The 25,503-nt window shown below is 41.9% G+C and carries 22 protein-coding genes and 3 pseudogenes; 14 read left to right on the top strand and 11 right to left on the bottom strand.

The genetic code is table 11. The features are described 5' to 3' along the window. A pseudogene (locus AC5JM2_RS24285) lies at positions 1 to 270 on the top strand (ABC transporter); the annotation flags it as partial. A gap of 24 nt (positions 271 to 294) precedes the next feature. Next, positions 295 to 2,946 carry a phosphoenolpyruvate--protein phosphotransferase gene (gene ptsP, locus AC5JM2_RS24280; RefSeq protein ID WP_495837382.1) on the top strand — a complete coding sequence of 884 codons (2,652 nt, stop codon included), beginning with the start codon at positions 295 to 297 and terminating at the stop codon, positions 2,944 to 2,946. A gap of 26 nt (positions 2,947 to 2,972) precedes the next feature. Here the strand turns inward: ptsP and AC5JM2_RS24275 are convergent, their stop codons facing one another. From AC5JM2_RS24275 to AC5JM2_RS24265, 3 genes are all read right to left on the bottom strand, one after another. After that, a complete protein-coding gene (locus AC5JM2_RS24275) occupies positions 2,973 to 3,782 on the bottom strand; it encodes an alpha/beta fold hydrolase (protein WP_495837381.1) in 810 nt (269 codons plus the stop codon). Between the two features lie 39 nt (positions 3,783 to 3,821). Then, positions 3,822 to 6,251 (bottom strand): WD40 repeat domain-containing protein, encoded by a 2,430-nt coding sequence (locus tag AC5JM2_RS24270; protein ID WP_495837380.1) that lies wholly within the window; start codon positions 6,249 to 6,251, stop codon positions 3,822 to 3,824. A gap of 696 nt (positions 6,252 to 6,947) precedes the next feature. Beyond that, positions 6,948 to 7,322: a hypothetical protein gene (locus AC5JM2_RS24265; RefSeq protein ID WP_495837487.1), complete on the bottom strand. Its 375-nt coding sequence runs from the start codon at positions 7,320 to 7,322 to the stop codon at positions 6,948 to 6,950. Between the two features lie 259 nt (positions 7,323 to 7,581). On the opposite strand from AC5JM2_RS24265, the gene AC5JM2_RS24260 reads away from it, so the two are divergent. After that, a complete protein-coding gene (locus AC5JM2_RS24260; protein ID WP_495837379.1) occupies positions 7,582 to 7,830 on the top strand; it encodes a DUF2087 domain-containing protein in 249 nt (82 codons plus the stop codon). Here the strand turns inward: AC5JM2_RS24260 and AC5JM2_RS24255 are convergent. Continuing rightward, a complete protein-coding gene (locus AC5JM2_RS24255; protein ID WP_495837378.1) occupies positions 7,821 to 9,299 on the bottom strand; it encodes a CoA-acylating methylmalonate-semialdehyde dehydrogenase in 1,479 nt (492 codons plus the stop codon). The two genes, AC5JM2_RS24260 and AC5JM2_RS24255, sit on opposite strands and share 10 nt — an antisense overlap. Before the next feature lie 964 nt (positions 9,300 to 10,263). Continuing rightward, entirely contained in the window at positions 10,264 to 10,638 is a 375-nt protein-coding gene (locus AC5JM2_RS24250) for a c-type cytochrome (RefSeq protein ID WP_495837377.1), read from the bottom strand. Positions 10,639 to 11,238: 600 nt separating this feature from the next. Between AC5JM2_RS24250 and petG the strand changes: the two genes are divergently transcribed. Then, on the top strand, positions 11,239 to 11,352 hold the full coding sequence (gene petG, locus AC5JM2_RS24245; RefSeq protein WP_048871568.1) for a cytochrome b6-f complex subunit V: 114 nt from the start codon (positions 11,239 to 11,241) through the stop codon (positions 11,350 to 11,352). A gap of 136 nt (positions 11,353 to 11,488) precedes the next feature. Here the strand turns inward: petG and rsmD are convergent, their stop codons facing one another. Together rsmD and hisH are read right to left on the bottom strand one after the other, a co-directional pair. Continuing rightward, complete coding sequence (gene rsmD / locus AC5JM2_RS24240) at positions 11,489 to 12,034, bottom strand: 16S rRNA (guanine(966)-N(2))-methyltransferase RsmD (protein WP_495837376.1); 546 nt, start codon at positions 12,032 to 12,034, stop codon at positions 11,489 to 11,491. A 298-nt stretch (positions 12,035 to 12,332) separates the two neighbouring features. Continuing rightward, entirely contained in the window at positions 12,333 to 12,968 is a 636-nt protein-coding gene (hisH, locus tag AC5JM2_RS24235; RefSeq protein WP_210612606.1) for an imidazole glycerol phosphate synthase subunit HisH, read from the bottom strand. Positions 12,969 to 13,027: 59 nt separating this feature from the next. Here hisH and AC5JM2_RS24230 point away from each other — a divergent pair, with 59 nt between their 5' ends. The 7 genes and pseudogenes from AC5JM2_RS24230 (at position 13,028) to AC5JM2_RS24200 (ending at position 19,803) form a co-directional block, all read left to right on the top strand. After that, entirely contained in the window at positions 13,028 to 13,540 is a 513-nt protein-coding gene (locus AC5JM2_RS24230) for a peptidase C15 (RefSeq protein WP_495837375.1), read from the top strand. A gap of 40 nt (positions 13,541 to 13,580) precedes the next feature. Further along, positions 13,581 to 14,969 carry a DUF3370 domain-containing protein gene (locus tag AC5JM2_RS24225; RefSeq protein WP_495837374.1) on the top strand — a complete coding sequence of 463 codons (1,389 nt, stop codon included), beginning with the start codon at positions 13,581 to 13,583 and terminating at the stop codon, positions 14,967 to 14,969. A 134-nt stretch (positions 14,970 to 15,103) separates the two neighbouring features. Then, positions 15,104 to 15,805, top strand: a complete 702-nt coding sequence (locus tag AC5JM2_RS24220; RefSeq protein WP_495837373.1) for a class I SAM-dependent methyltransferase — start codon at positions 15,104 to 15,106, stop codon at positions 15,803 to 15,805. Positions 15,806 to 16,614: 809 nt separating this feature from the next. Then, positions 16,615 to 16,906: pseudogene (locus tag AC5JM2_RS24215) on the top strand (nucleotidyltransferase family protein). A gap of 86 nt (positions 16,907 to 16,992) precedes the next feature. Further along, positions 16,993 to 17,241, top strand: a pseudogene (locus tag AC5JM2_RS24210) (HepT-like ribonuclease domain-containing protein); the annotation flags it as partial. Positions 17,242 to 17,394: 153 nt separating this feature from the next. Beyond that, positions 17,395 to 18,138 carry a class I SAM-dependent methyltransferase gene (locus AC5JM2_RS24205; protein ID WP_495837372.1) on the top strand — a complete coding sequence of 248 codons (744 nt, stop codon included), beginning with the start codon at positions 17,395 to 17,397 and terminating at the stop codon, positions 18,136 to 18,138. Between the two features lie 156 nt (positions 18,139 to 18,294). Next, on the top strand, positions 18,295 to 19,803 hold the full coding sequence (locus tag AC5JM2_RS24200; RefSeq protein WP_495837371.1) for an ABC transporter permease subunit: 1,509 nt from the start codon (positions 18,295 to 18,297) through the stop codon (positions 19,801 to 19,803). Positions 19,804 to 19,985: 182 nt separating this feature from the next. On the opposite strand, the gene AC5JM2_RS24195 is transcribed toward AC5JM2_RS24200, so the two are convergent. Continuing rightward, positions 19,986 to 20,390 (bottom strand): type II toxin-antitoxin system death-on-curing family toxin, encoded by a 405-nt coding sequence (locus AC5JM2_RS24195; protein WP_495837370.1) that lies wholly within the window; start codon positions 20,388 to 20,390, stop codon positions 19,986 to 19,988. Continuing rightward, positions 20,390 to 20,587 (bottom strand): DNA-binding protein, encoded by a 198-nt coding sequence (locus AC5JM2_RS24190; protein ID WP_495837369.1) that lies wholly within the window; start codon positions 20,585 to 20,587, stop codon positions 20,390 to 20,392. The genes AC5JM2_RS24195 and AC5JM2_RS24190 overlap by 1 nt, the downstream gene beginning before the upstream one ends. 421 nt (positions 20,588 to 21,008) lie before the next feature. On the opposite strand from AC5JM2_RS24190, the gene AC5JM2_RS24185 reads away from it, so the two are divergent. From AC5JM2_RS24185 to AC5JM2_RS24175, 3 genes are all read left to right on the top strand, one after another. Beyond that, the gene (locus tag AC5JM2_RS24185; RefSeq protein WP_495837368.1) at positions 21,009 to 22,106 is read left to right on the top strand and encodes an ATP-binding response regulator; all 1,098 of its coding nucleotides are present in this window, start codon (positions 21,009 to 21,011) and stop codon (positions 22,104 to 22,106) included. Between the two features lie 199 nt (positions 22,107 to 22,305). Next, positions 22,306 to 23,685 carry an aldehyde dehydrogenase gene (locus AC5JM2_RS24180; protein WP_495837367.1) on the top strand — a complete coding sequence of 460 codons (1,380 nt, stop codon included), beginning with the start codon at positions 22,306 to 22,308 and terminating at the stop codon, positions 23,683 to 23,685. Between the two features lie 80 nt (positions 23,686 to 23,765). Then, positions 23,766 to 24,464: a 2'-5' RNA ligase family protein gene (locus AC5JM2_RS24175; RefSeq protein ID WP_495837366.1), complete on the top strand. Its 699-nt coding sequence runs from the start codon at positions 23,766 to 23,768 to the stop codon at positions 24,462 to 24,464. Between the two features lie 37 nt (positions 24,465 to 24,501). Here AC5JM2_RS24175 and AC5JM2_RS24170 read toward each other — a convergent pair whose 3' ends face one another. Together AC5JM2_RS24170 and rpmF are read right to left on the bottom strand one after the other, a co-directional pair. Further along, entirely contained in the window at positions 24,502 to 25,095 is a 594-nt protein-coding gene (locus tag AC5JM2_RS24170; protein ID WP_495837365.1) for a sulfite oxidase-like oxidoreductase, read from the bottom strand. Positions 25,096 to 25,258: 163 nt separating this feature from the next. Next, positions 25,259 to 25,438 carry a 50S ribosomal protein L32 gene (gene rpmF / locus AC5JM2_RS24165; protein WP_495837364.1) on the bottom strand — a complete coding sequence of 60 codons (180 nt, stop codon included), beginning with the start codon at positions 25,436 to 25,438 and terminating at the stop codon, positions 25,259 to 25,261. Positions 25,439 to 25,503 lie beyond the last annotated feature (65 nt).

The raw sequence follows: 25,503 nt of genomic DNA, 5'->3' as shown, positions 1-25,503 counted from the left end.
ACAGTCACAGCACCACAACCGGTAATCCCGTCATTGCCAACACCAACACTACCAACAGTCACAGCACCACAACCGGTAATCCCGTCATTGCCAACACCAACACTACCGACAGTCACAGCACCACAACCAGCAACCCCGTCATTGCCAACACCAACACTACCGGCAGTCACAGCACCACAACCAGCAACCCCGTCATTGCCAACACCAACACAACCGATACCAACAACAACTACTCAACCTTCAGTAACTCCGGTAAAACCAAGTACATAAAATCTATTTCGTGATAGCTATGGGATGAAAGAAGGTGCGTTACACTTCGTTACGCATTCTACGCCTCCAAGCCACGCTCAGCTTAAAGTAGGTGGATACGTACACGCTTCTCAAGGAATTGATGATGTGGCAGCGGTTGGAATTGTCATAGTTTCTCACAGTCGCCAGCTAGCAGAAGGAGTTCGGGAACTGGCAGTGCAAATGGTTCAGCGCAAAGTCTCCCTGGCTGTTGCAGCAGGAATTGACGACCCAAAAAACCCTCTAGGTACAGATGCTATACAAGTTTATGAGGCGATCGCCTCAATTTACAATGATCAAGGTGTCCTTGTCTTAATGGATTTGGGCAGCGCTTTGATGAGTGCAGAAATGGCACTTGAGTTTCTCTCGGAAGAACAACGCCAAAAAGTCCATCTGTGTGAAGCACCACTTGTTGAAGGTGCAATTGCAGCTGCTGTTGCTGCAGCTTCTGGTTGCAACATTCAACAAGTGATGGCCCAAGCAAGGGGAGCATTAGTTGCTAAAGCCACTCAATTGGGTGTAAACGTGAGCCATATCCTTGGGCAAAGCACAGACGTATCTACGTCATTTGTTACTAAGGGACTAATGACAAAAAAAATACGTCTTACAGTCCGTAATCCCTTGGGATTACACGCTCGTCCTGCAGCGAAATTTGTCACAACAGCAGCCAGTTTTCAATCCCAAATCAAAGTACAGAATATTACTAAGGGTACTGAAGCAGTACGCGCTGACAGTATCAACCAAGTCTCTATTTTGGGTGTGCGTCAAGGACACGAATTGCTTATTACTGCTACTGGTTCTGATGCGGATGAGGCGCTGGCAGCATTGCAAACATTAGTCGAAAATAACTTTGGCGAAGAAGATGCCACTTTAGCTCCTCTTACTACTAGTCCAGCAAACCAGATTGTTTCGTCTGTTGATCACTTTATCCAAGGTATTCCTGCTTCTAATGGAGTGGCGATCGCACCCGTTTTTCTCTATCATCCCACTCCGATTCCTATTCAGCAATACCACGTAGAAAATATAGAAGGGGAGTGGCAACGTTTACAAGTTGCCGTGAAAGCGGCTCACGAAGAAATTCAAGCTATATTCTCACAAGCATCTATCCAAATTGGAGACGCTGAAGCTGCCATTTTTGATGCTCATCTGCTTTTTCTAGAAGATCCTGTGGTACTTGAGGCAGTTCAACAACGTATTTTTGAACAACACTTAAATGCGGAAGCAGCTTGGCAAGCAGTCGTCAATGAGTTGGCAAATAACTATCGTAGAATTGAGGACTCTTATTTACAAGAGCGAGTTGCTGATATTGTAGACGTGGGACAGCGAGTGTTACGACTGCTAAGTAGATTTGAATCCCATTTGAGAAATTCTGAGGACAAACTTACTCATTTGAATCTATCTGAGCCAGTTATTTTAATTGCAACTGATATAAGTCCTTCTGATACTGCTAGGTTAGATCCAACTAAAATCCTGGGAATCTGTACAACATCTGGCAGTGCGATTTCACATAGTTCCATAATAGCTCGCCGATTAAATATTCCTGCGATTGTTGGCTTACCACCAGAAATTATGCAAGTCGCAAATAATACTATAGTAGCACTGGATGGAGAGATTGGCAGAGTTTGGATAGAACCAGAACCAGATATCCAAACTGCACTTGAAGCAAAGCGAAATCTACAACAACTTGCTCATCAGCAAGCAATCACAACGGCGGCGAATCCAGCAGTGACTCGTGACAAGACGAGGCAAATCAAAGTATACGCTAATATTGGGGGTATCTCTGATACTGAAGAAGGTTTGAGCTTGGGTGCAGAAGGCGTGGGACTATTCCGCACTGAGTTTCTTTATTTGGAAAGAACAACACCGCCAACAGAAGAAGAACAAATAGCAGTTTATCAAAGAATCGCCCAACTTCTTGATCATCGTCCGTTGATTATTCGTACACTTGATGTGGGAGGGGACAAGCCAATTCCTTACCTGAATTTCCCACAAGAAAGTAATCCTTTTTTGGGTTGGCGCGGAATTCGTTTTTGTCTGGATCATCCTGATATTTTGAAAACCCAGTTGCGGGCAATTTTAAAAGCGAGTCTCGGACATCAAATTAAGATTATGTTTCCGATGATTGCTACTGTGCAAGAAATACAAGCAGCCAAGGCAATATTAGCCCAAGTACGAGCAGAACTACGTCAAGCAGGTGTGCTTTTTGATGAAAAGATGGAAGTGGGGATAATGGTGGAGATACCTTCGGCAGTTGTTCTTGCTGAACAGTTAGCCGCAGAAGTGGACTTTTTTAGTATCGGAACGAATGACCTTAGCCAGTATGTCATGGCGGCAGATCGCACGCATCCGCAAGTCGCAACTTTGGTTGATGCAATGCATCCAGCTGTATTGCGGATGATTCAGCAAACTGTCCAAGCTGCACACAAAGCAGGTATTTGGGTGGGGTTATGTGGAGAACTCGCAGCCAATCCTCTAGCAGCGCCGATTTTACTAGGGTTAGGATTGGATGAGGTGAGTTTGAATCCGCAAGGTATCCCAGCATTTAAGCAGGCGATCGCCCAGTTGACAATGGTGGAAGCAGAGGCGATTGTAGCATCAGCATTGCAACAAGATTCTGCAGATAAGGTCAGGGCATTAGCTTGTCAAGAGTTAGCTTAAAGCTTGTCCCTACATCTACCGAGGTTTCAAGATTGCAAGTACTCCAGCAAGGTTGCGGCGTAAAGTTTGGGGTTACGTAGGTACATTATAGGTGTGCCGTGCAGAACCTTAGTAGTAGCGTGAGGAACTAGCCGAGCCGTATCCTCAATAAAAGGTGTGAACATAGTGTCACCTTCCGCCCACATCAATAAGGTTGGAACTGAGATTAGTGGTAGGCGGGTGGCTTCCTCATACCTCAAAACTGCTTCAATGCCCTCATAACTACGCTGAGTGCGAGACATGACTTCTTGAAAATATATCTCAAAACATTCAGAGGGATAACCTTCCCAAAGTGGTTTAATACGCTGCCAGTTGACGGTGTAGTGACTGCCGTCCTCTTTCACCTCTGGCGGTCCGTAAAAAAGTGGTATTTGACGCAAAGCAAAACGTGCTGCTTCATCTTTCCAACGTGGCATACCAAAAAGCACCAGCTTTTTGATTCGGGCTGGACACATAACCGCCGCTTCGCAAGCAATTGCCGCCCCAGTGCTGTTGCCCACCAGGTAAAACTCGTCAACTTCCATCGCTTCCAATACCTCAAACAGAGCCGAAGCATACTGCGAAATACTCCACTGAGTGGGTGGATTGTCAGACTCGCCCTGACCGGGAGTATCCGGCACAATGACTTGGAAATGAGGAGCCAATAGCGGCATTAACCTGATAAAACTACGAGACGAAAAGTAAGTTTTGTGAGTTAGCACCAGCACAGGACCACTCCCTGCCATTCGGTAATGCACCTGTCCCCACGACTTATCGACAAAACCTCTTTTAATCGCAATTGGTAAATGTTGACTCATTTTAGATTCACTGCTTACCTGTTTGAAACTAATTATGGTTCACCTAAGCCAGATTTTAATTGTTTTGTCAGAACTACCACTAGCAATAAAACGACCATCTGAACTAATAGCAACAGAATTTACTACCTGTGAATGTCCTATGTTAGCGTAGCGTTCCGTTCGCGTAGCGTCTGGGACAGGAGAAGGAAGGGTTTGCAGCAATTCTCCCGTCTGCGAATGCCATATCTTGATGGTTTTATCAGCACTACCGCTATAAAGAGTTTTTCCATCAGGACTAACAGCTATTGATGTCACTTCATCTAAATGTCCAGTCAGTGTATGTAATACTTTACCAGTGCAAAGATGCCAAATTTTGATAGTTTTATCTGTACTACCGCTGAGCAAGAATTGACCATCAGGAGAAATAGCTATTGCTTTCACCTCACCTGAATGCCCGCCCAGAGTACTTAATAGTTCTCCTGTGATTGGATTCCATAGTCTAATCTTATGATCACTGCTACCACTGGCAAGGATTGCACTATCTGGACTAATCGCAGCAGCATAAACTGGGGATGAATGCCAAAGAGTGGAAATGCGTTCGCCCAAAGGGCGGCTAAGAGCTGGAGGATCGCCTGTACGCAAGTTCCAAATTTTAATTTTGTTACTACCACTGGCAAGAATTTGTCCATCTGGACTAATCACTACACAGTTAATAGGTTTTTGATGCCCTAAAAGAGTATGCAATAATTTACCAGTTGCAAGATGCCATACTTTAACATTATTTCTAGGGTGTTCGCAGCTACCAACAACTAGCAAATTTCCATCAGGACTAATAGCCACTGATGAAACTTCTCCGATTTTTCCAGTTAAAGTGCGGACAACTTTTCCTGTACTAAGATTCCAAATTTTTACGGTTTTATCTGCACACCCACTGACTAAAATTTGTCCATCTGGGCTGATGGCTACAGATGTGACTTGATCAGAGTGTCCAATCAGGGTGTGACTAAGATAAACAGATTCGTGTTGACGTTTGTCTTTCTCTTGAGCAATAGCATTCAATAATTCCTCAGCATAGGTGACACTTTGACTATCACCAACGGCTGTAAAATATTCTTTTAACTTTTCAATATATTCTTCATCTTCTATCTTTATAGCTGATTGCATTGCTCGTAAAGGATGGATTTCTCTGTGTTGTGAAACTTGGCGTAGTTGCAACCATGTGTTAACTGAGTAATCCACCTGTTCCTTTGCCCATACCTCATCAAGTAAATGCGATAAAGTCTGCGCCAATTTCAATGCTAAATCAGGAATCCAGTGATGTCGCTCTACTTCCAAGGCTTGGTAAAGTTGTTTATATCCTGTAGCATACATGTAAAGTGGGTTGTCGTCAGACATCGCTTGCAGCAATTTTGAATTAATAGTGTTTGTCAGAAAACTCGGTAGTAATTCAGGTAGTAGTGGAGGAACATCATTATGAACTAAGTGATATGCATCTGCTACCCAACTTGCAGCAAGGGTATGACACGTAATCAAAACCTGGCAGAGTTTTTCAATATCTTGGCGATTCACTTGGTATTGTAAGCCCAATTGACTAATATCAATTCCTTTTTCTTTCCATTTTTCTGCTTTTTCCAAAGTTGCCAAGTTGCTCACATTTTCTCCGCCAAGATGATTAATTTCCTCTAAGCTTTCTCCCAGTGCAATTAGTTCATCTCTTATTGTTTTCCACTTCTTAGCACGACTTATTGCTGACTCATCAACAATTTCCTTGTATGGTAAACGAGAAATCGTTTTATAATAATAATTCTCTTGTCCAATTCCCCAATAACCAATACGAAAATTTAGATAATCTCCATCAGCTTCTGACTCTAAAATTAAAACAGGCTCTGTTTTCAATGTTCCAAACAGAGCCTTAATACTTGATTCACTATGAAAACGCTTACTATCCCAAGCCCCTGCTAAAAACTCTATCGGTCTAACTGGATTGTGTAGAGAATAATGCTGATTAATAAATTCTCGTAAACCTTCAGCTAACATGAACTCGATATCTAAAATATCTTCTCCTCGATTATCAAATTTATCAAACTTTATTTTAGGAGGAGCAAGAAAAATTTTGAGTGGAGTGCGTTGATTCTTAGTGTGAGACTCTAAAATTTGTGAAGGCAATAATCGTAAAGGCCAATTTTCAAAACATTTCTGTACTTCTGGTAATTTGAGCGCTGTTTCTTGCTGTTGTGTTGCTATCTTTAGTTGTGTTTTTTGAACATCAAATGCTAATTGCTGTTGCTGAATTTTTTCTTGCTCCAGTTTTCCCGAATGACTGATACTCTGACTAGCACTGCTAACAGATTGAATAAATTCTTTAATTTCTTGGGAAGCTAAGTATTTTGCGAGTGTCGGACGTTCTTCATTTCTTTTTTGTATTAAAGCTGCAATGACAGGTGTCAACTCTAATACTATTTGAAACAGTAATCTTACTCCTAGATCCATAAAAAGATATCTGCCAGGTCAATACAGTTAATACTGTTTAATGTTTGATGCTCGCCATATTTTGTGTTAATTCTTGCTATCTACACCGAAAGATAGATATAGCATATCCTACTACTAACTGGCGTTTGATTCTTTCTTCCGAAAGAAATAATATGCCATAAATCATCAAAAAATAAGTTATAAAAAAATTTAGTAATCAGATAATAATTATAAATAGCTGATAATTCTAACAATTGATATGAAAACCTAATCAATGGCTTTTCTGTTCACTCAACTATTATAGAAAAATTTTAAATGAGTTGTCAGATAATGCTTTTTGCTTCATCTCTCATAAATTGTGTTTTTTGCATCTTAGTAGTTCATTTGAGAGATAAATCACGAAAAAAATAGAAAAAACATCAATTAGCTTTAAAAAACAATACGGTTCAGTTAAGAATTGATCCTCCCTAGCCCTCCTTAAAAAGGAGGGAACTAAGCCCCCTTTTTAAGGGGAGCCAGTGCGTTGCGGGGGTTCCCCCCGTTGTAGCACCTGGCGTCGGTTGGGGGATCTTAACAAAATCAAACACCATTAACTGAACCGTATTGCTTTAAAAAAGGAGATTAATCATCTATCTTGCTGATTGGGAAAATGTTGAGGTAAGGTACGTGGAACACTATATTTCACATACCTTGGAAAAAGACGTATAGAGACAAAAATTAAAACCTGACTCCGAGTTGTCCGTTTATTCCTCGAACAGAGTTGTAACCAACACCAACAAAAACTTTATCGGTAGCGCTTACCTGAACCCCGCCCGAAAAAGCAACACCTTTATCTGCTGAATAGTATCCCAGCCCTACATAAGGTGAAACCACTGGCAAATTGATAAATTTTAATATATCTACACCTGTAGAACCGTCAGGACCAAATCCTAACTCTGCTCCCAAATTCAAAGCCCTTGCACCTACAGAATAGGTAACATCACCATCTTTGCTACCAACTGATACCCAAGGTTGCGGTATGATTTGAGCATGAGCACTTTGTGGGGCAAATAAAGTTAACAAACTGAGTGATGCGAACAGTGTTTTTGTCATTAACGCTTTTTTCACGTTCCACTCCTTCACGACCTGTGACAATGTAATCTTTTTCATAGAAATACTACTGAGAAAAACTGTTAATTAAAGTTTGTCTAGTATAACTGATGGTGACGAAATGACCCTTACTTAAGTGCCCACTTTAGCAGTGGGTTGAGTCGATTTTCCAAAAAATTGATACGAAATCGTGATTGGTCTTAATGTTTCTTTCTTTGTGACACAGCACCAAAATGATTTATGAATTACACAAGCTATCTTGATGAACACAGGACGTGTGAAAGAGTGGTTCTCCAAGCGCAATAAAGGAAAGTTTCAAAAGTTGGTGTTGGAGTATTTAGCGTCAAAATTTGAGGTTGCTATTTTTTATACAGAAAAAGAGGTGAATGCACTGCTTAATGTGCACCACACCTTTGGTGACCCCGCGATGTTGAGACGAGAGTTATTTGAAAGCGGGTTAATTGACAGAAAGCGGGACGGTTCCGCTTACTGGCGCAATTTTCAAAATTGACGCGACCAATCCTTAGGCCAACGTTCCACGACGACTTTGGTTTGGGTAAAAAATTCTACAGCATGATTGCTTTGACCGTGTAAATCACCAAAAAAGCTTTCTTTCCAACCACTGAACGGGAAAAACGCCATTGGTGCGGCAACTCCTATGTTAATACCAATATTACCAGCTTCTGCTTCATAACGGAACTTCCGCGCAGCTGCACCACTGGTAGTGAACAAACAAGCCATGTTGCCATATTGACCGCTGTTGATCAGGGCGATCGCCTGCTCAATAGTTTCTAAATGTATCAAACTTAGCACTGGACCAAAGATTTCCGTCCGGGCAATTTCACCTGCTGGGTCAACATTTTGCAGAATTGTTGGACGTATAAAGTTACCATTTTCATAACCAGATATATTCGGTTCTCGTCCATCCACTAACACCCTCGCCCCTTCATCTGACCCCTTTTGAATCAAATCCTCAATTCGTGTCTTACTTTGGGTTGTAATCACTGGTCCCATTTCTACGCCTGATTCTAAACCATTACCGACCACACGCTTTTTAGCAGTTTCACTAATAGCTTCTGTAAACGTGTGACGCATTTGTCCCACAGTCACTGCTATTGAAGCAGCAAGACAACGTTGTCCTGCACAACCAAAAGCACTATCAGCAGCAATGCGTGTTGTCATCTCTAAATCTGCATCTGGTAAAACAATCAGGGGATTTTTTGCACCACCTTGGCATTGGACACGTTTGCCATTTGCCGCCGCCCTACTATATATATATTTAGCGACAGGTGTAGAGCCAACAAAGCTAATTGCTCGAATTTTAGGATGATCCAAAATTGCATCTACAGCTTTTTTTGCACCGTTTACCAAGTTGACGATACCTTTGGGCAATCCAGTCTTTTCTAACAACTGGAAGATTTTTTGCATTGTTAGCGGTACCTTCTCCGACGGCTTGACAATGTAGGTGTTACCGCATGCTAGGGCATAAGGCATGAACCAAAAGGGAATCATCCCCGGAAAATTAAATGGGGCTATGACTGCAGCAACTCCCAAAGGTTGCCGAATCATCATTTCATCAATACCTCTGGCAATGTCTTCTAGGTTTGTACCCTGCATCATCATAGGGATACCACAGGCAACTTCTACATTTTCAATAGCACGCTGCATCTCACCTTGGGACTCTGCCAACGTTTTACCGCATTCTAATGTAATAGTACGAGCCAAATCCTCTAAGTTCTCTTCTAGCAGATTCTTAAGTTTAAATAAATACTGCACTCGTTCTGTCGGTGGAGTGCGTCGCCAACTCACGAAAGCTTCTGCTGCTGCTTCTACCGCTTCGTTTACCTCACAAGCAGGTGATAGAGGTACTTTCGCCAGTATCTCTGCTGTAGCCGGGTTGAGGACATCCAAGTATTCCATAGCACTAGATGTACACCACTGACCATTAATGTAGTTGGGTAATGTCATCACTTTTTCCATCAGTTAATTATTAAATCTGCACAGGATAAGTAGGTGGTTTGAATTAAATATAAAATGTAGTGCCAAGAGTTGCGCGTTGCCAAGAGTTGTTTGAGCGGAGGTTTCCTCCGTAGACGCTTTGCGACTTGCCGCAGGCATCAAAGCTTCGGAGGGTTCCCCCCGTTGTAGCGACTTCGGGGCATCCTGCCCGCGTGGGTTATAAAGTAGGAAGCTTTCCGGGTTCCACTACTGCTATCTACGAATCAATTACGGCTACCTGACTTGAAAATAAGGAGTGTTAGCGCAGCGTTAACATTTGCGCAGCGCCCCCTTAGGGGCTAGCGGAACCGCTCTTCGCAGCGTGCCCGCAGGGCATAGGTTCTCCCCGATAGCCGTAAGGCGTGGCGTTAGCCATAGGGTGTACACAGTTCATGATGGCTACTTAAATGCAGGAATTATGAATATCGTAGGGGCAAAGAGCAAAATATTGCAGTCTGGTACTCTCAGCCATAAACCAGAAAGGAAACCAGTTTCTATTAATCAGATGAATAAAGCAATTGAGTTAAAAGATAAGTAGGTCGGTACAAATAAAGTTAACTAGTAAAGGCAGTCATTAGTCATTGGTCATTAGGAGGCAGTACGGTGAGTCCAGCACTGCGGGAGGGTTTCCCTCGTGCCGGCTCTGGCGTATGCGCAAAGCGCACGCCCAGAGGTCTAAAGCGCAGCGAGACCGGAGGTCTTCCCCGTAAGGGTGGACGGGTTTCACAGGCTACAGGAGCCAGTGCGTTGGCCGGGTTCCCCCGCTTGAAGCACCTGGCGTCACCTGCCATTCATTAGTAAGGGTTTGAGGCGCTTTTACATTTCTTAACATAGCTCTGTTTATTTCCACCTATCTACTTAATTCTGTCTGGAGCTGTGGTGTCTTCCATTGAAAACCGCCACCTGAGGCATTATACTTGAAAACTGGCGGAAATTGGCTCTCACGTTAAAGCGTTTCTAAATAACTCAACAAATCTGCCATTTCTTGAGGCTTAGGTTGAAATTTTGGCATGGGTGGGGTTTCACCACTAATGACTTGATGAATGAGACCATATGGGGATTTATGCTTTGAGACTCCTTGTAAACTAGGACCAACGCGCCCATCTGCTTCCCAGCCATGACAGCCGGCACAGTTGATTTGAAAGATGGCGTGTCCGAGTGCTAGGTCCCCTTTGAGCGATAGAACGCTTTTGACATATGGATCGGCAGTTTTCATAATCCGAACAGCAAAAATGCTCACAAGGACTACTAGCAGAATCGCCAGCGCCGTTAATATGATTCGCCAAATCAAAGTTTCAGTTTTGGTAATCTGGTTATCCAAATGTTTACTTTTGAAGTCAAAGTGTACAAAAAGTTTTCATTTCATACACATAGCTTAAAAGTTCTTGATGGTGTCTGCAAGCACAAATGTTTTTTTGCTAACTCAGCAGGGGGATGAACGAGGGAAGGAATGAGAAAAGAAGCGGTTATTTGCTGCCTTCGGTGAGTAGTGACAAAGCTGCTTTGACGGCATTTCCAGTTCTACCTGGAAACGATATTTGAAAAGGGTTTTGGCTTAAGTTGACGTGTGCAGTATGCCTGACCGGAACGCGCGGGTGTAGGGGTATAGGGGTGTAGGGGTATAGGGGAGCCAGTGCCGTGGGCGGGTTTCCCGACTTGAGGCACCTGGCGTGGAAGAGGGGATCTTCTTTGTTGCCACGCCGCCGAACCCAGAAGGACTCAAGCCCTTCGGCTTATTTGGGCTTCTATCGGCTTATTTGGGCTTATTTGGGCTTATTGGGGATCCCCTACACCCTTACACCCTTACCCCCTTACACCCCTAGTTTGCTAACTCCTACTTTGGAAGAAGCAATTATGCCAAATTTGGTAGAATCAATAATGGGAAGAAAATATTGAACAGTAGCACCAAAGGAGATTTAACGTGGTTGAACCCTTGCTTGACGGCATTGTACTGGGTCTAATCTTTGTAACCTTAGCTGGGTTGTTTTACAAAGCTTACGAGCAATACAAACGTGGCAATCAACTCGGTTTATAAAGTCATCCAAACCGAGGACACAGGGATATAGCACCTTCAGTTGGAGGTAGGGGAGATCATAAGAAATTTTGAATTTTGTTAGCGCAGCGGTGCGCAGCACATTTTGAATTTTGAATTGATTTATCTCCTTGTCCCCTCAATCCACTACCCTGTAAAAGGTCAAAGCCGTGTTTCCGTAAACTTTTTCACGGCAAATTTCCCAATTCGGAATGACTAAAGGATTCCAATCTTGAGGATTATGTTCGATCGCTATTTCACCATTAGCATCTAGAAGCCCAGACTGAGCGATCGCCTCTATCACTGGCTGGTATAATTCACTTGCATACGGCGGATCGAAGTAAATTCTGTCAAATTGCTGTCCTGATAATTTTGGCAAAAGCTGTACAACATCTCCCCGCATTACCTGAAATTTCTGTTCAGCACTCGCTAAGTCTTGCCAATTCTGTTGGATTGTAGCACAAGCACGATGGGATTTATCAATTCCTACAACTCGGCTGGCTCCTCTACACAAAGCCTCCGCGCCCATTGAACCACTTCCAGCACACACATCCAGCCAACGACAACCTTCTATTGTTCCCTGCCAAATATTAAAAACGGCTTCGCGTACCCGCGCACTGGTGGGTCTGGTTTCTTTTCCTGGTAAAGTTTTTAATGGTCGGTTTCCGTAAATTCTTAAACTCATCAGTTATTTATAGCAGGGAACAGTGAACAGTGAACAGTGAACAGTGAACAGTGAACAGTGAACAGTGAAAACTGGTAACTGATACTGCGGGTACTTGGTAACTGGCAACTGCTATATCATTCATCATTCATCATTAGTTAGCAACCTTTTTTATAGGGTAAGCATTACCCACCAGTCACTTATCGCGGTAGGCAATGCCCATCGTGTATTCAAGTTACAAATTTTAACAATCAATTCTTAACAAACCTTTTGACTACGAACAAGAAACAATGGACTATAAACTCAACCACAATTGTATTTAGGCAGCAACTTGTGTCCAAACTTGGGAGACAAAATTAGACAGAATTTGCAGCCCAATATTGGAAGATTTTTCGGGGTGAAACTGAACAGCCATTAAGTTATCGCGGGCGATCGCAGCTGTTACCGTTTGATGTCCGTGAGTGATAGTTGCTGCACAAACTTGCGGATCTTGCGGTTCAACATAATAGGAATGAACAAAATATACCCAAGGTAGAGAGGGTAAATACTCCCACAAATGACTTTTTGGTTGAGTCAGTTCGAGTTGATTCCAACCCATATGAGGAATAGCAATTCCTGGTTCTCTACGAAATCGCCTGACTCTTCCTTTTATAATTCCGAGTCCTGATTCAGTCCCTTCTGCGCTTGATTCAAAAAGAATTTGCAGTCCTAAACAAATTCCTAAAAAGGGTTTACCGGATGCGATAGCTTCTTTTATTGGTTTTTCTAAACCACGCGATCGCAGCTGTTGGACTGCTGGATCGAACGCACCGACTCCTGGCAAAACGATCGCATCTGCCTTTTCTAATTCTTTTGGAGAATCAGTAATCTTGGGAGTTGCCCCAGCTTTTTCCAGTCCTTTACAGACAGAGTGCAAATTTCCCATGTCGTAATCTACAACTGCAATCAACGTCATTTACTCGCTCCCTGTTAACTTTATTATGGAGAGTATCTCTATTTTAAATAATATTTCTTATGAAGAAAAGCATTCTATTAACATCTTTTGACACTTGGCTACCTGAACAAAAATCAAATTCTTCTGATGATTTGTTGATAGAAGTTTCCCGACTTAACTCGTTACCTTATGATTTAACCTTCTTGCGACAGTTGAGAGTGGATGTGCAGCTTGCCAGTTTTCGGGTTATAGAAAAAATCCACCAACTGCAACCAGACTGCATCATTTGCTGTGGGATGGCGCGAAGACGAACATTATTAAGTGTGGAAGTTGGTGCTAGTTCTGGGGAAATTGTGTTGCAGACAACAGTTAATTTAGAAAAGTTAGTGGCGGGGGCAAGGGCAGTTGAGATTAGTCACGACTGCGGTAAATTTGTTTGCGAAGGACTTTACTATTCTGTTTTAGATGAACTACGCCAACGCGAACTCACAACCCCTTGCATTTTTGTCCACGTTCCTATTTTGACTGAAGAAAATCTCCCTTTAATTCTTGATGATTTTTTATTGATTATTCACAGGCTGGCACTTTGGTAAATCTACTTACGTCTGTTTGAAGAAAAAAATATGTACACAGATGTTTCCATTCTTACTAATTTTTCCGCTCGCTCAAATTACTCCTTCTGCACCACCGCCGCCTGAAGAAATTGTCCAACAGCAACAAGTACGCCCTTTACTTGGGACTGTGGATAGCATCCCAGTGTTTAACAGCAATAGTCCTGAAAAAGTTCTCAAGGAAGGAATTTTGCTTTCCACCTTTCCAGCGTCAGGCAAAAAAGTCCCAACCGCACACTTGAATTTTCCTTTTAAAGGACGATTTGATGTTTTCGCTCACCATGTTGCCCAAGCACCCACACCACAAGACTCGCGGACACTTTATCTGGGGATAATCCTGCATAACCCAGGAAAACAACCAGTGACAGTGAATATCTTGCAGGCGGCGAGTTATTTAAGCCAACCAGATGCACCATTTATAGAGTTGCCATCTAGGAGTGAGAATATTTTAGGTACAATTTTTGCTGGACCAGGCGATCGCGTGGTGGATAATGTTCTGCGAGGACAACGACAAGATACCTTTCCTCCTCAAATTATCATTCCACCTGGTGAAAGCCGGATGTTGTTGAATGCACCCATTCCTGTCAGTGGACTGACACCACCTTTAAATGGTCGATCTACACTCATGCGACTGTGGAGTAATGACACAGTGTATGCAGCCAGCCTAGCAATGTTTGCACCAAAAAATCCTGATGAGAGTGAACGTGTGCCTACTTTAGAAGACTGGCAAAATTTGCTCAATAATGGTGATTTATCCGGACCACGCGATAAAACACCAACCCCTCTCGAAGAGACTAACAAACCAATAATATATGGTCGCGTTGCCGGAGTCACACAAGGATCTGAATGGAAAGCCTTACTCATAGATGATCCAAAAGCTCAGCATTTAACCATACCCACTTCCGGACAAGCCTTTTCCTACCCTCTGGGTGCCCTAGATCGCGGTACCTTAGGAACGAGTCAAATACAAAGTGCACCGATGATGGTGCGCTATCCTGACACAGCATATCGTGCTCATGGAAACTACGCTTTACAATACAGTTTAACGCTACCATTGTATAACAATACACAAAAACTGCAAACAGTTATTGTGTCAATGCAGACACCAATAAAAGAAGACAAATTAACAAAATCCGGATTGCGCTTTTTGAATCCACCAGCACCGCAAGTATTATTCCGGGGTTCTGTCAGAGTACGTTACAAAGATGATCAGGGTTTACCGCAAACCCAGTACTTGCATTTAGTGCAAAAACAAGGACAACAAGGAGAACCATTAGTAGTACTCAATATGAAACCAGGCGAAAGAAGACTTGTAGAAGTTGACTTCCTCTATCCGCCAGACGCCACCCCGCCACAGGTGCTGACAGTGCAAACTTTGGATAACGCTAGTTCAACGAGCTCTGTGAAATAACTACCACTTTTCTTATTTTATGAAGAATAGACCACAAATCGTAGGGTGGGCATTGCTCAGAAAGCCATGTAATGGACATTTGAGAGATTAGTGAGCAATGCCCACCTTACAGAAAACCAGTATAAATACATCCCATGAACAAACGGCGAGATAACGTCCCCTTTGATCCTTACTACTTCGAGAAACAGGCATCGCTAGATGTGACCTTTTCACTCAGCAACACGTTCCGCCACATCTACCAAACTAATCATTGGTGTGGACTCGATTCAGTTTCAGGGGAGGGCGCGAGTAGCAGCCAAACACAACAGATAGAAGCTAAACTTCCAGCACTACTTAAGACATTACAGGTGGACGTACTCCTCGATCTACCGTGCGGAGACTTCAGTTGGATGCAGTTCATTGACTTACCTGTTTCAGGTTACATCGGTGCAGATATTGTGTCCGAACTTATCCTAGAGAATCAGAAGCGGTACGGAAGCCATAATCATCAGTTTCTGACACTGGATTTGACAAGTGAACCTCTACCAACAGCAGATCTATTGTTATGCCGAGACTGCTTTGTGCATCTTTCGTTTAGAGACATTTTCTCTGCTCTCAATAACATGAAAAGGAGCCAGATTACTTACCTACTGACGACTACTTTTCCTAATTGTGAGGAGAACGAAGATATTACCACAGGTGACTGGCGTTTACTAAATTTAGAAAAACCCCCTTTTTCTTTTCCGACACCACTACAGCTGATCAATGAGCAATGTAGTGAGGGAGGTGGTATTTTTCGAGACAAAAGTTTAGGATTATGGCTTTTACAAGATATTCGCTTGGTGAAGGGACTGTAAAACTCGCCGTATTTAATTGCCCGATTTAGATGATTATGAAGTGAGTAAGAAAATAATGATTGAGAAAATCAATAAATAGGTTTACTCGTGAAGAAAAAATCCTACGCTTTCTAAGCGTGGGATTATCAGTCTGACCTTTCGTTTACTACAACTCGGACCTTGACAACAACATCATCATTGACTTTGACATAGACCTTTACCACTAACCCAAATGTGGAGTTGACTTTCACTAAAACATTAACCTTGACCACAATTAGTAAGGAACCCCGGTAGTTAACCGGGGGAAAAGGGGTTTTGTCGTGTACTTTGAGTCTTTTGTGCAAGACCGCATTAATTAATAAGATAAGCTTGTTTCAACCTCATTAGTTGCCAAATTGCCAAATGAATTAGGTAACAATAGACAAAATAAAACCCCAGGTTTATGACCTGGGGGACGGTGTTTCAACCACGATGTGCATGACGGCTTATTGCCCTAATCTATCTTTTCATGCTTTAGAAAAGTAGCCAAAATGCCAATAAAAGTTAATACAGATCGCTAGTAAGTTCAAAATAATGACTTCAGCAACTATATAGCAGTCTGAAATCATTTGTGAGAAACAAGAGCCCCAACTTCTCACCAGAAGTTGGGGCTCTTGGTTTTTGAGGCGATAAGCCCGCTTGCTTTAGCTTGTGCGATCGCCCTAGGCAAATGAGCCATCACTCCTGCTTGAGATGAAAGTGCGTAAGCATTACTCCTTTGATAGGACGTTCTTATGGTCAAACATGGCTGTTGATTTGGCTAAACTATTTCGTAAGACGGGAGTTAAACCATGAATATTTACGAGCTTTTGCAAGCAAAACGAGAAGAAATCCTCCGCAGTGCGGCTAAATATGGAGCATATAACGTACGTATTTTTGGTTCTGTAGCACGCCGAGAGGCTGATGCAGACAGTGATGTTGATTTTCTGGTAGAAATGGAACCGGGACGAAGCCTTTTTGACTTAGGTGGATAGAGGAATGGAGTTGCAAGAGTTATTGGATCGTGATGTAGATGTAGTCACTGAAAAAGGATTACGACAGCGTATTCGGGAGCGGGTTTTAACAGAGGCTGTTCCGTTATGAGAGACGATCGTGAAAAGTTACGTGATATTTTAGAAGCAATTGAACGTATAGATAAGTACGCAATTTAAGGAAGGCAAAGCTTTGAACAAAATGAACTGATTCAAACTTGGTTTATTCAACATCTGCAAATTATCGGTGAAGCATCTCGCGCCTTATCTGCTGACATTAGATTACAACATCCCGAAGTACCTTGGTCACAAATGATCGGGATGCAAAATATTTTGACTCACAATTACTTTGAAATTGACTTAGACGTAGTTTTTTGGTCTGCTATTGAGCGAGATTTGCCAAACCTGAAGCAGCAAATAGAAGCAATTTTACAAGTATTATCCTGATGGAGCATACAACGTACGTATTTTTGGCACTGTGGGTAGCATTACTTGTAAAATAGTCAAGTAGGCGATAAATTTACCCGCCACTAGAACCTTACCAAGAAGATAGTTTATAAGTTTCCGCTCTTCACACCATTCATTTGACATCCTGACAATATGGAAGATAATAACCCTCAGCGTAAAATGTCTGAAGAAGAACGTTTTCAATCAGACAGTTATTCCTACTTGGAACAGCCGGAAAATGCTACTCGCTATACACTACCAATTCATTTTCTAGAGGATGCTTTTAAAGAAAGGTCGTTCTCTTTGTTGGATCTGGGGTGTGGGAATGGAGCTTTGCTCAAATATCTGCCTTCTCAATGCGACTACGTTGGGGTAGATCACAGTGAATATGCCATTCAATACTGTTCAAACCTATACCCCAAGCGAACCTTTGTGTGCGAAGATTTATGGGTATTTCTGCGGAAACTTGCTACAGAAAATAAAAAGTTTGATGCAGTGGTACTATGCGGAATGATATATCACACAGTTGATAAGGAAAGCCAACAACGCAAAAATGAGCAGGAAATCATTCAATTTTGTCTGGACAAGATAATAAGCGACAAAGGATATCTGATCATAATTATAGGACTTAATTATGGCAACCATCCAAATCATAGTCTGTTTGTTCGAGCGGAATGGCTACAAAAGTTAGTAGAAAAAATGCTGGAAACTGCAAAAGCAAACATTGTTTACGAGAATCTGTGCCTACAGATCGGCTTGGAAAAAAAAATTGCACAGCAAAAAGTTATTCCTGAGTGGTTTGTTCAGGATGCCTCTACTGACTATTCAAGTAAGTTCGTTGGAACATATTGGGCAAGTTGGACATTTATAGGCTCTCCCGCATGTGTGACAGGTTAAGAAAATTGCTCGCAGAAATTATGGTTAACTAGTCAAAAACTCGCTTTGCTTAACCAGGTTTTTTGTATACAACTTGTTCTCTGGAAATTTATCGCCTGAAGGAATGAGCAATAATCCTTTAAATGAAACTCCAGAGATGAGAAAAGTCTAAAAAATATGCAAAGGTTGACTGTTATCCGTTGGCTAGTTCTTGGCTTAAGCTGTCTATTTCTACTTTGCGGTTGTAGTTTCACGAACGGTTCCACTGCTGGTAAAACACTTACTGTTGCTACAGAACCAACGTTTCCGCCTTTCGAGTTTCAATCTGCAACTGGTGAGTTGCAGGGTTTTGACATTGACTTGATGAATGCGATCGCGCAATCTGCTGGATTTCAAGTTAAATATAAAAATATACCTTTTGATGGTATGATTCCAGCGTTGCAGACGCAAACTGTAGATGCGGCAGTTGCGGCGATGGCAATTACTGCCCAACGAGTCAAGACAATTTCCTTCTCGCGCCCTTACTTCAAATCGGGCTTAGCGATCGCCACCCGCACAGACAATCAAAACATTACCAATTTAGACAGTCTTAAGAACAAGATTATTGGCGTGCAAATCGGGACGACTGGCGCACTCAAGGCTAAAAGTCTTCCTGGATCTGAAGTTCGCACTTTTAATGATTCACCCTTAACCCTTCAGGCATTACTCAATGGCAGTGTCGATGCCGTTCTTAATGATCGCGTCGTTATTTTATATGGTATAAAAAGCGGCAACCTTAAGGGACTCAAAGTGGTCGGCAGTCTGCTTACAGAAGAATTTTATGGCATTCCTACACCTAAAGGATCGCCCAACCTAGACCTGATTAACCAAGGTCTGGCAACGGTGCTGAAAAATGGCAGTTATACTAAAATTTACCAAAAGTGGTTTGGTACTCAGCCGCCACAACTTCCAGAAAAATCACCCATTGAAAACCAGACTAGCGAAAAAGGCGTATCCCAGCTATTTAGCTCACTAAGCATTATCTTGAAGTCACTACCGGTTGTGCTGCGTGGGGCTTTGGTAACACTTGAACTCACAGCACTCTCAGTATTGCTGGGTATGATCGGGGGTTCACTAATTGGGATTGTTCGCCTACAAGCATCTGTTCCTTTGCGCTGGATTGCTAGGGCGTATGTAGATTTTTTCCGGGGGACGCCGTTGCTGGTGCAGATTTTTATGATTTACTTTGGGTTGCCTGCTGTAGCTCAGAATTTTGGTTTCACCTTCAACTTAAATCGTCTGGCGGCAGCAGTGATCGCATTGAGTCTCAATAGCGCTGCCTACATTGCTGAAATTGTCCGCGCAGGCATCCAATCAATTGAGCCGGGGCAAGCAGAAGCCGCCCAATCACTGGGCTTGAGTTCAGTGCAAACGATGCGCTATGTGATCTTTCCTCAAGCCCAAAGGCGGATCTTGCCACCTCTGGGCAATCAGTTCATTAGCCTGCTAAAAGACACCAGCTTAGTCGCTGTCATCGGGTTTGAAGAGTTGTTCCGCAAGGGGCAGCTGATTGTAGCGGAAAACTATCGCTCGTTTGAGATTTACGCCACTGTCGCCCTGGTTTATTTATTCCTGACGCTGCTTTCTTCCCAAGCATTTAGTCGCTGGGAGCGATCGCTTAATCCCGTTAATAAAAAAAGAAATTAATGCTTCTTGACTGGATAATGGTATTGCCAGAGGAGTTTGTGCGTAGTTTTAAACAAGAATTGAGAAGTGACGAGGAGGCATATAGAATGTGGTACGTGACAAGTATTGAGCGCTTGGCAAAAGTTATGTGATATTTTAGAAGCGATTGAACCAGACACTACAGTGTAAGGAAGCGAAAAAATCTATACAGAATTAGCAAAACCTGATTTAGGTGTGATATGACTGCGAAGCCATTCAGTAAATTCATCTCGACCTAATTCACCAGATGCTACTTGCAAAATTACCTGCTCTTGCTCATCTACTGCTGCATTAATCTCAAAGCCATTTAACACTAAGAAAACTTCCATTGCAGCGTGACCGATGCGTTTGTTACCGTCTACAAAACAGTGGTTTTTAATCAAAGAAAAACCAAGTGCTGAAGCTTTTTCAACTATAGTTGGGTAAAGTTCTTCCCCGGCAAATGTCATCTGTGGTTGAGCCAAGGCGGATTCGAGTCCGCCGATGTTGGAAATACCTGCCGAGCCACCAGACTGCTCGATTATGCGATGATAAAGTTGTAAAACCTCTTTTATGCTGAAATAGCGCATTAAGCTAGCCGTTTGTACAGTTCAGCATTTTTATTGAGTACATAGTCCATAGCATCTTGAAAGGATGCTTCTGGCTGATTAAGCAATTGTTCTACACCCATTAGCACTAATTCTTCTATTGATACGCCAAGACGAGAGGCGGTTTCTTGCAGCTTCACCAAACGGTCGTTGGAAATTTGGATAGTAATGGTGTTCATTGCTAGCTAAAGGCTAAAGGATATCACCACAGTAGCATTGGAACTTATTTCACGATATTTAAGCTATTTGGGAAGGCGATAAGCCGGAGGCTTTAGCTTGTGCGTATCGCCCACTTTCTTCAAAGATCGCCTCACTTCTGCCGCTTTTCAATCTCCGCCATAGGTAACAGCAACGTATCCTCAATTTTTTGTCTGACTTCACGGCTGACATAACAATCGCTAAACTCCTTAACCACTTGCTAAAAAAGCAGATTCTCTTACTCTACTTTCATTGGGTTTTACTCAAAACACCGCAAAAATCTTTACCTAAGCAACCACAACAACATAATATCCACATAAGTGAGTAGTATTGGTTAAGGGGAAAATAGCAAGGGCTAAAGCTATTTTCTTTCTTGTGGAATGAGCGTTTCTTCAGTGCTGTATGTCTAAATCTTCTAACTCTGACAAGATTTTGGTTGTAGATGATTCTGCTGATAATGTATTTTTGGTGAAAACGATTTTGCAGGAAGAAGGCTACACGGTTAGCACGGCAGCGAATGGTGCTTCAGCATTGGCACAACTTGAAAGATCGACTTGTGATTTAGTGTTGCTGGATCTGATGATGCCGGGAATGGATGGTTATGAAGTTACTAAGCGTATTCGGCAAAATATGACTTTGCCATTTATCCCAATTTTGCTGATTACCGCACATGACTCACCTAATGTTGCTCATGGATTAGATTTGGGTGCAGATGATTTTATCCGCAAGCCTGTGACTGTGGATGAATTGTTGGCACGAGTGCGATCGCTTCTCCGTCTCAAGCACAGTATAGATGAACGCGATGAAATTGCCCGTCAACGTCAAGATTTTGCCTCTCGCCTCACCCACGACTTGCGCACACCCTTGGTAGCAGCGGATCGAATGCTGTTGCTGTTTGCGGAGGGTGCTTTGGGAGAACTGTCACCGCAAATGCAGGAAGTGATAGAGATCATGGCTCGCAGTAACAGCAATTTGCTAGCTATGGTAAATACCTTACTGGAAGTTTATCGCTTTGAAGCAGGTCGCAAAACTCTGGCGTTTCAACCAGTTAATCTCAGTCAGTTACTAGAAGAAGTTTCACAAGAATTGAGTCCTCTAGCAGATCAAAAGCAGCTTGCAGTCAATTTAGATTTAGGTGAGGACTCAGGGAGTAGTACAGTGATGGGCGATCGCTTAGAACTCCACAGACTATTCACCAACTTGATAGGTAACGCTGTCAAATTTACTGACACCGGCGAAATAACCATCAGCATCACTCCAGCGACTCCTTCAGATAATTGCATAACAGTTAAAATCACAGATACAGGTCGAGGCATTTCTCCTAAAGAACAACTCACTTTATTTGAACGATTTCGCCAAGGAAGTCATAATCATTCTGGTAGTGGCTTAGGACTGTACCTTTCGCGACGAATTGTCGAAGCACATCAAGGCACGATTCTCGTGAATTCAGAAGTCGGCAAAGGGAGTGTATTCATTGTACGTTTGCCCATCAAACAGTAATTATTATTGCTTATCTATAATTCGTTATAAATCAGATATGGGCAAACAACACACTTTCACTCAAACAATCCTGAGTACTGAATATTAAGTACAATTTTGAAAATTAGCAAAAAGAACTTCCGTACTCATCGCTCAGAATTTTCATAAAATTTAGCACTACTGAAGAATTGATTAAACTTAGCTAACGAGGACAAGAACAATGATTTCTCAAGAACTGTCAATTGCCGATATTATCCACAAACAACGCACTTATTTCAATACTGGTCAGACAAAAGACATTAATTTTCGACTTGAGCAACTGAAAATTTTAAAACAAGCAGTCACTGAGCACAAAGACGCAATTATCAATGCACTAAAAGCAGACTTAAATAAACCAGAATTTGAGAGTTATGCCACAGAAATTGGAGTCATCCAAGAAATTAGCTATGCTATCAAGCATATTAAAACTTGGACGAAACCTAAGAAAGCACCTGTTTCCCTACAATTATTTCCTGCATCGGCACGCATTTATCCAGAACCGCTAGGAGTGGTTTTAATTATTGGTCCTTGGAACTATCCATTTTCTTTAATTATCTCACCATTAGTAGGTGCAATTGCAGCAGGCAACTGTGCAATTCTCAAGCCTTCAGAACTTGCACCAAACACTTCTCATCTTCTCAGTGAGATGATCAAACAATATTTCGAGCCAGCTTATATTACAGTTATCGAAGGAGGTGTGCAAACAAGTCAACAGTTACTAGCAGAAAAGTTTGACCATATCTTTTTTACTGGTGGTACGGCTGTAGGTAAAATAATTATGGAAGCAGCTGCAAAAAACCTGACACCTGTCACCCTAGAATTGGGCGGTAAAAGTCCTTGCATCGTAGATTTTGATATTAACATCGAACACACTGCCAGACGTATTACTTGGGGAAAATTTCTCAACGCTGGACAAAGTTGTATCGCACCAGACTATCTTTTAGTAGACAAAAAAATCAAAGAAAATTTCTTAGATGAAATTCAGAAAACCTTGCAGGAATTTTATGGAGACAATCCTGCAAGGAGTTCTGATTATGCAAGGATTATCAATAAAAAACATTTTGACAGGTTATCTAATTTCCTGAAAGAGGGCGAAATTCGCATTGGCGGAGAAACCAACCCTTCAGAACTTTATATTGCCCCAACAGTCCTTGAGGATATTTCTTCAACAGCCACCGTAATGCAGGAAGAAATTTTTGGTCCAATTCTTCCTGTGATTGAATACACAGACATAACCGAAGCAATTGACTTAATTAAGTCTAAACCAAAACCTTTGGCTTTGTACTTATTTTCTAAGAATAAAAATTTCCAACAAAAAATCTTGAAGGAAACTTCCTCTGGTGGAGTTTGTCTTAACGATACAATGAAGCATTATAGTGTTTCATCTTTACCATTTGGTGGTGTAGGTGATAGTGGAATTGGCAAGTATCACGGCAAATCCAGCTTTGACACTTTTTCCCATTACAAAAGTGTCTTCCACAATTCCTTTTTACTTGATTTAAAATTACTGTACGCTCCTTATAAAGATAAGCTATCTATACTAAAGCGAGTTATTGGTTAGCAATTTTAGTTATTAAGATGGAATTGTCTTATTAACGTCCAGCTATGGGCGTTTCTTTGTAATAGAACAAGTACTTCATAATGAGTGACAACTACATCACACAGCAAAAGAAAATCATCCAACAGGTGAAAGACAATATTTATCAAGGGCAAAGTCAATTGAGCATTCTTGAAATGCGAAGTGATTATGAAAACGATGACGCTATTTGTCTAGCATCATTAACATTTCCGCCAAAAGACATTACCCAAACAATATCAAAAGAAATTATTACTCCGTTACAAAGCTTAGATTCTCACCATTTCTATTATTCGAGTGAATGCCTGCATATAACTATTAAAAGTATACGAACTGTCCACAATCCTCCGCTTTTTAAAAACGAAGATGTGGTGAAAGTCCATGAATTATTTACTCAAATAGTTCCAAAATTTCAATCATTCACTTTTAGTTTGGAGGGTTTAATTTTATTTCCAACGAGTGTTTCTCTAACAGGGTATTGTGATGAGACGCTAAAAAAGTTAGTTCAAGCCTTAGATTTGGGCTTAAGAGAAATAGGTGTACCAGATAATAAAAAATATATCTCTAATACAGTATTTTTTGGAAACATGACCTTATGTAGATTTACAGATGAGCCGAGCGCATTATTTCAAAATAAAGTCAAAGAACTGGAAAATATTTATATTGGAGAAATGCGGGTGACTGAAATTAGCCTTGTCATATGCAACGCTGTTTGTCATCCCAAAACAAAAAAAGTTATAGGTACTTATAAGTTAAGTCAGTAGGGCGGGGACACCAATGGGGTAACGCCCCACTAACCTTTTAATTGCTGTAACGTTCCTCAGCCCAAGGTTCACCACGACGGTGATAGCCATTGCGTTCCCAAAAACCCAACTCTTCGCGTTCCAAGAACTCTAAACCATTGATCCACTTGGCACTTTTCCAAGCGTAGAGATGAGGAACGACAAGCCGCATTGGACCGCCATGTTCTGCTGGTAAGGATTCTCCGAAGACTTGAAAGGCAAAGAAGTTTTCTTCTCGCACAAAGTCTTTCATTGAGATATTAGTTGTGTAGCCACCGTAGCAGTGTTCCATAACATAATCTGCTTTGGTGTCTACCTCAATGAGTTTCATAAAATCTGTAACCTTGATACCAGTCCACTTGACATCAAGTTTTGACCAGCGCGTCACACAATGGAAATCCGCTGTGAATTCGTGCTGCGGAAGCGCCAGAAAATCCGGCCAAGTAAAGGTTACAGGTTTTGCCAAACCCCATACCTGAAACTCCCATTCGTCTGTGCTAACTTGAGGAGTCGCACCGTAGGTTAATACAGGAAACCCCTTAGCCAAGTGCTGACCGGGAGGAACGCGTTCTCCTTCTTGTTCTGTAGGCTTGTGAAAAAATTTTCTCACCATAGTTGCAGAAAAATAACTTTTGTTAAAATACTGTAATTTTCATATGAATATTAAGTAATCAGTCAGAGGTAAAGGGCAACGGTAACCAGTTAGTGGTTAGTGAGATAATAACTAACAACTAACATCCCACAAGCAACCAGTTACCAATTACCGAATAGTCGTCTTATGATTCCTCTTCTTCTTCCTCTTCTTCAGCATTTGGATAGACAAAAGTAGAACGTCCAGTCAAAATAGACTTGCCTAGAGAAAGAGCTTTCTGAGCTTCAACTGTGGCTTTGTGCCTCCATGTAGCTCGACGTTTATCTCGTTTGGACTTCGATGTTTTCTTCTTAGGAACAGCCATAGTAACGGGTACTCTAAATGTAGACAACCTTTTTATTCTAAGGCATACAAACAAATGTAGTGAGT

It is taken from the genome of Brasilonema angustatum (assembly GCF_059505445.1).
The sequence above is the reverse complement of the archived record's forward strand: the minus strand, read 5'-3'. Positions and strand labels throughout refer to the sequence as shown.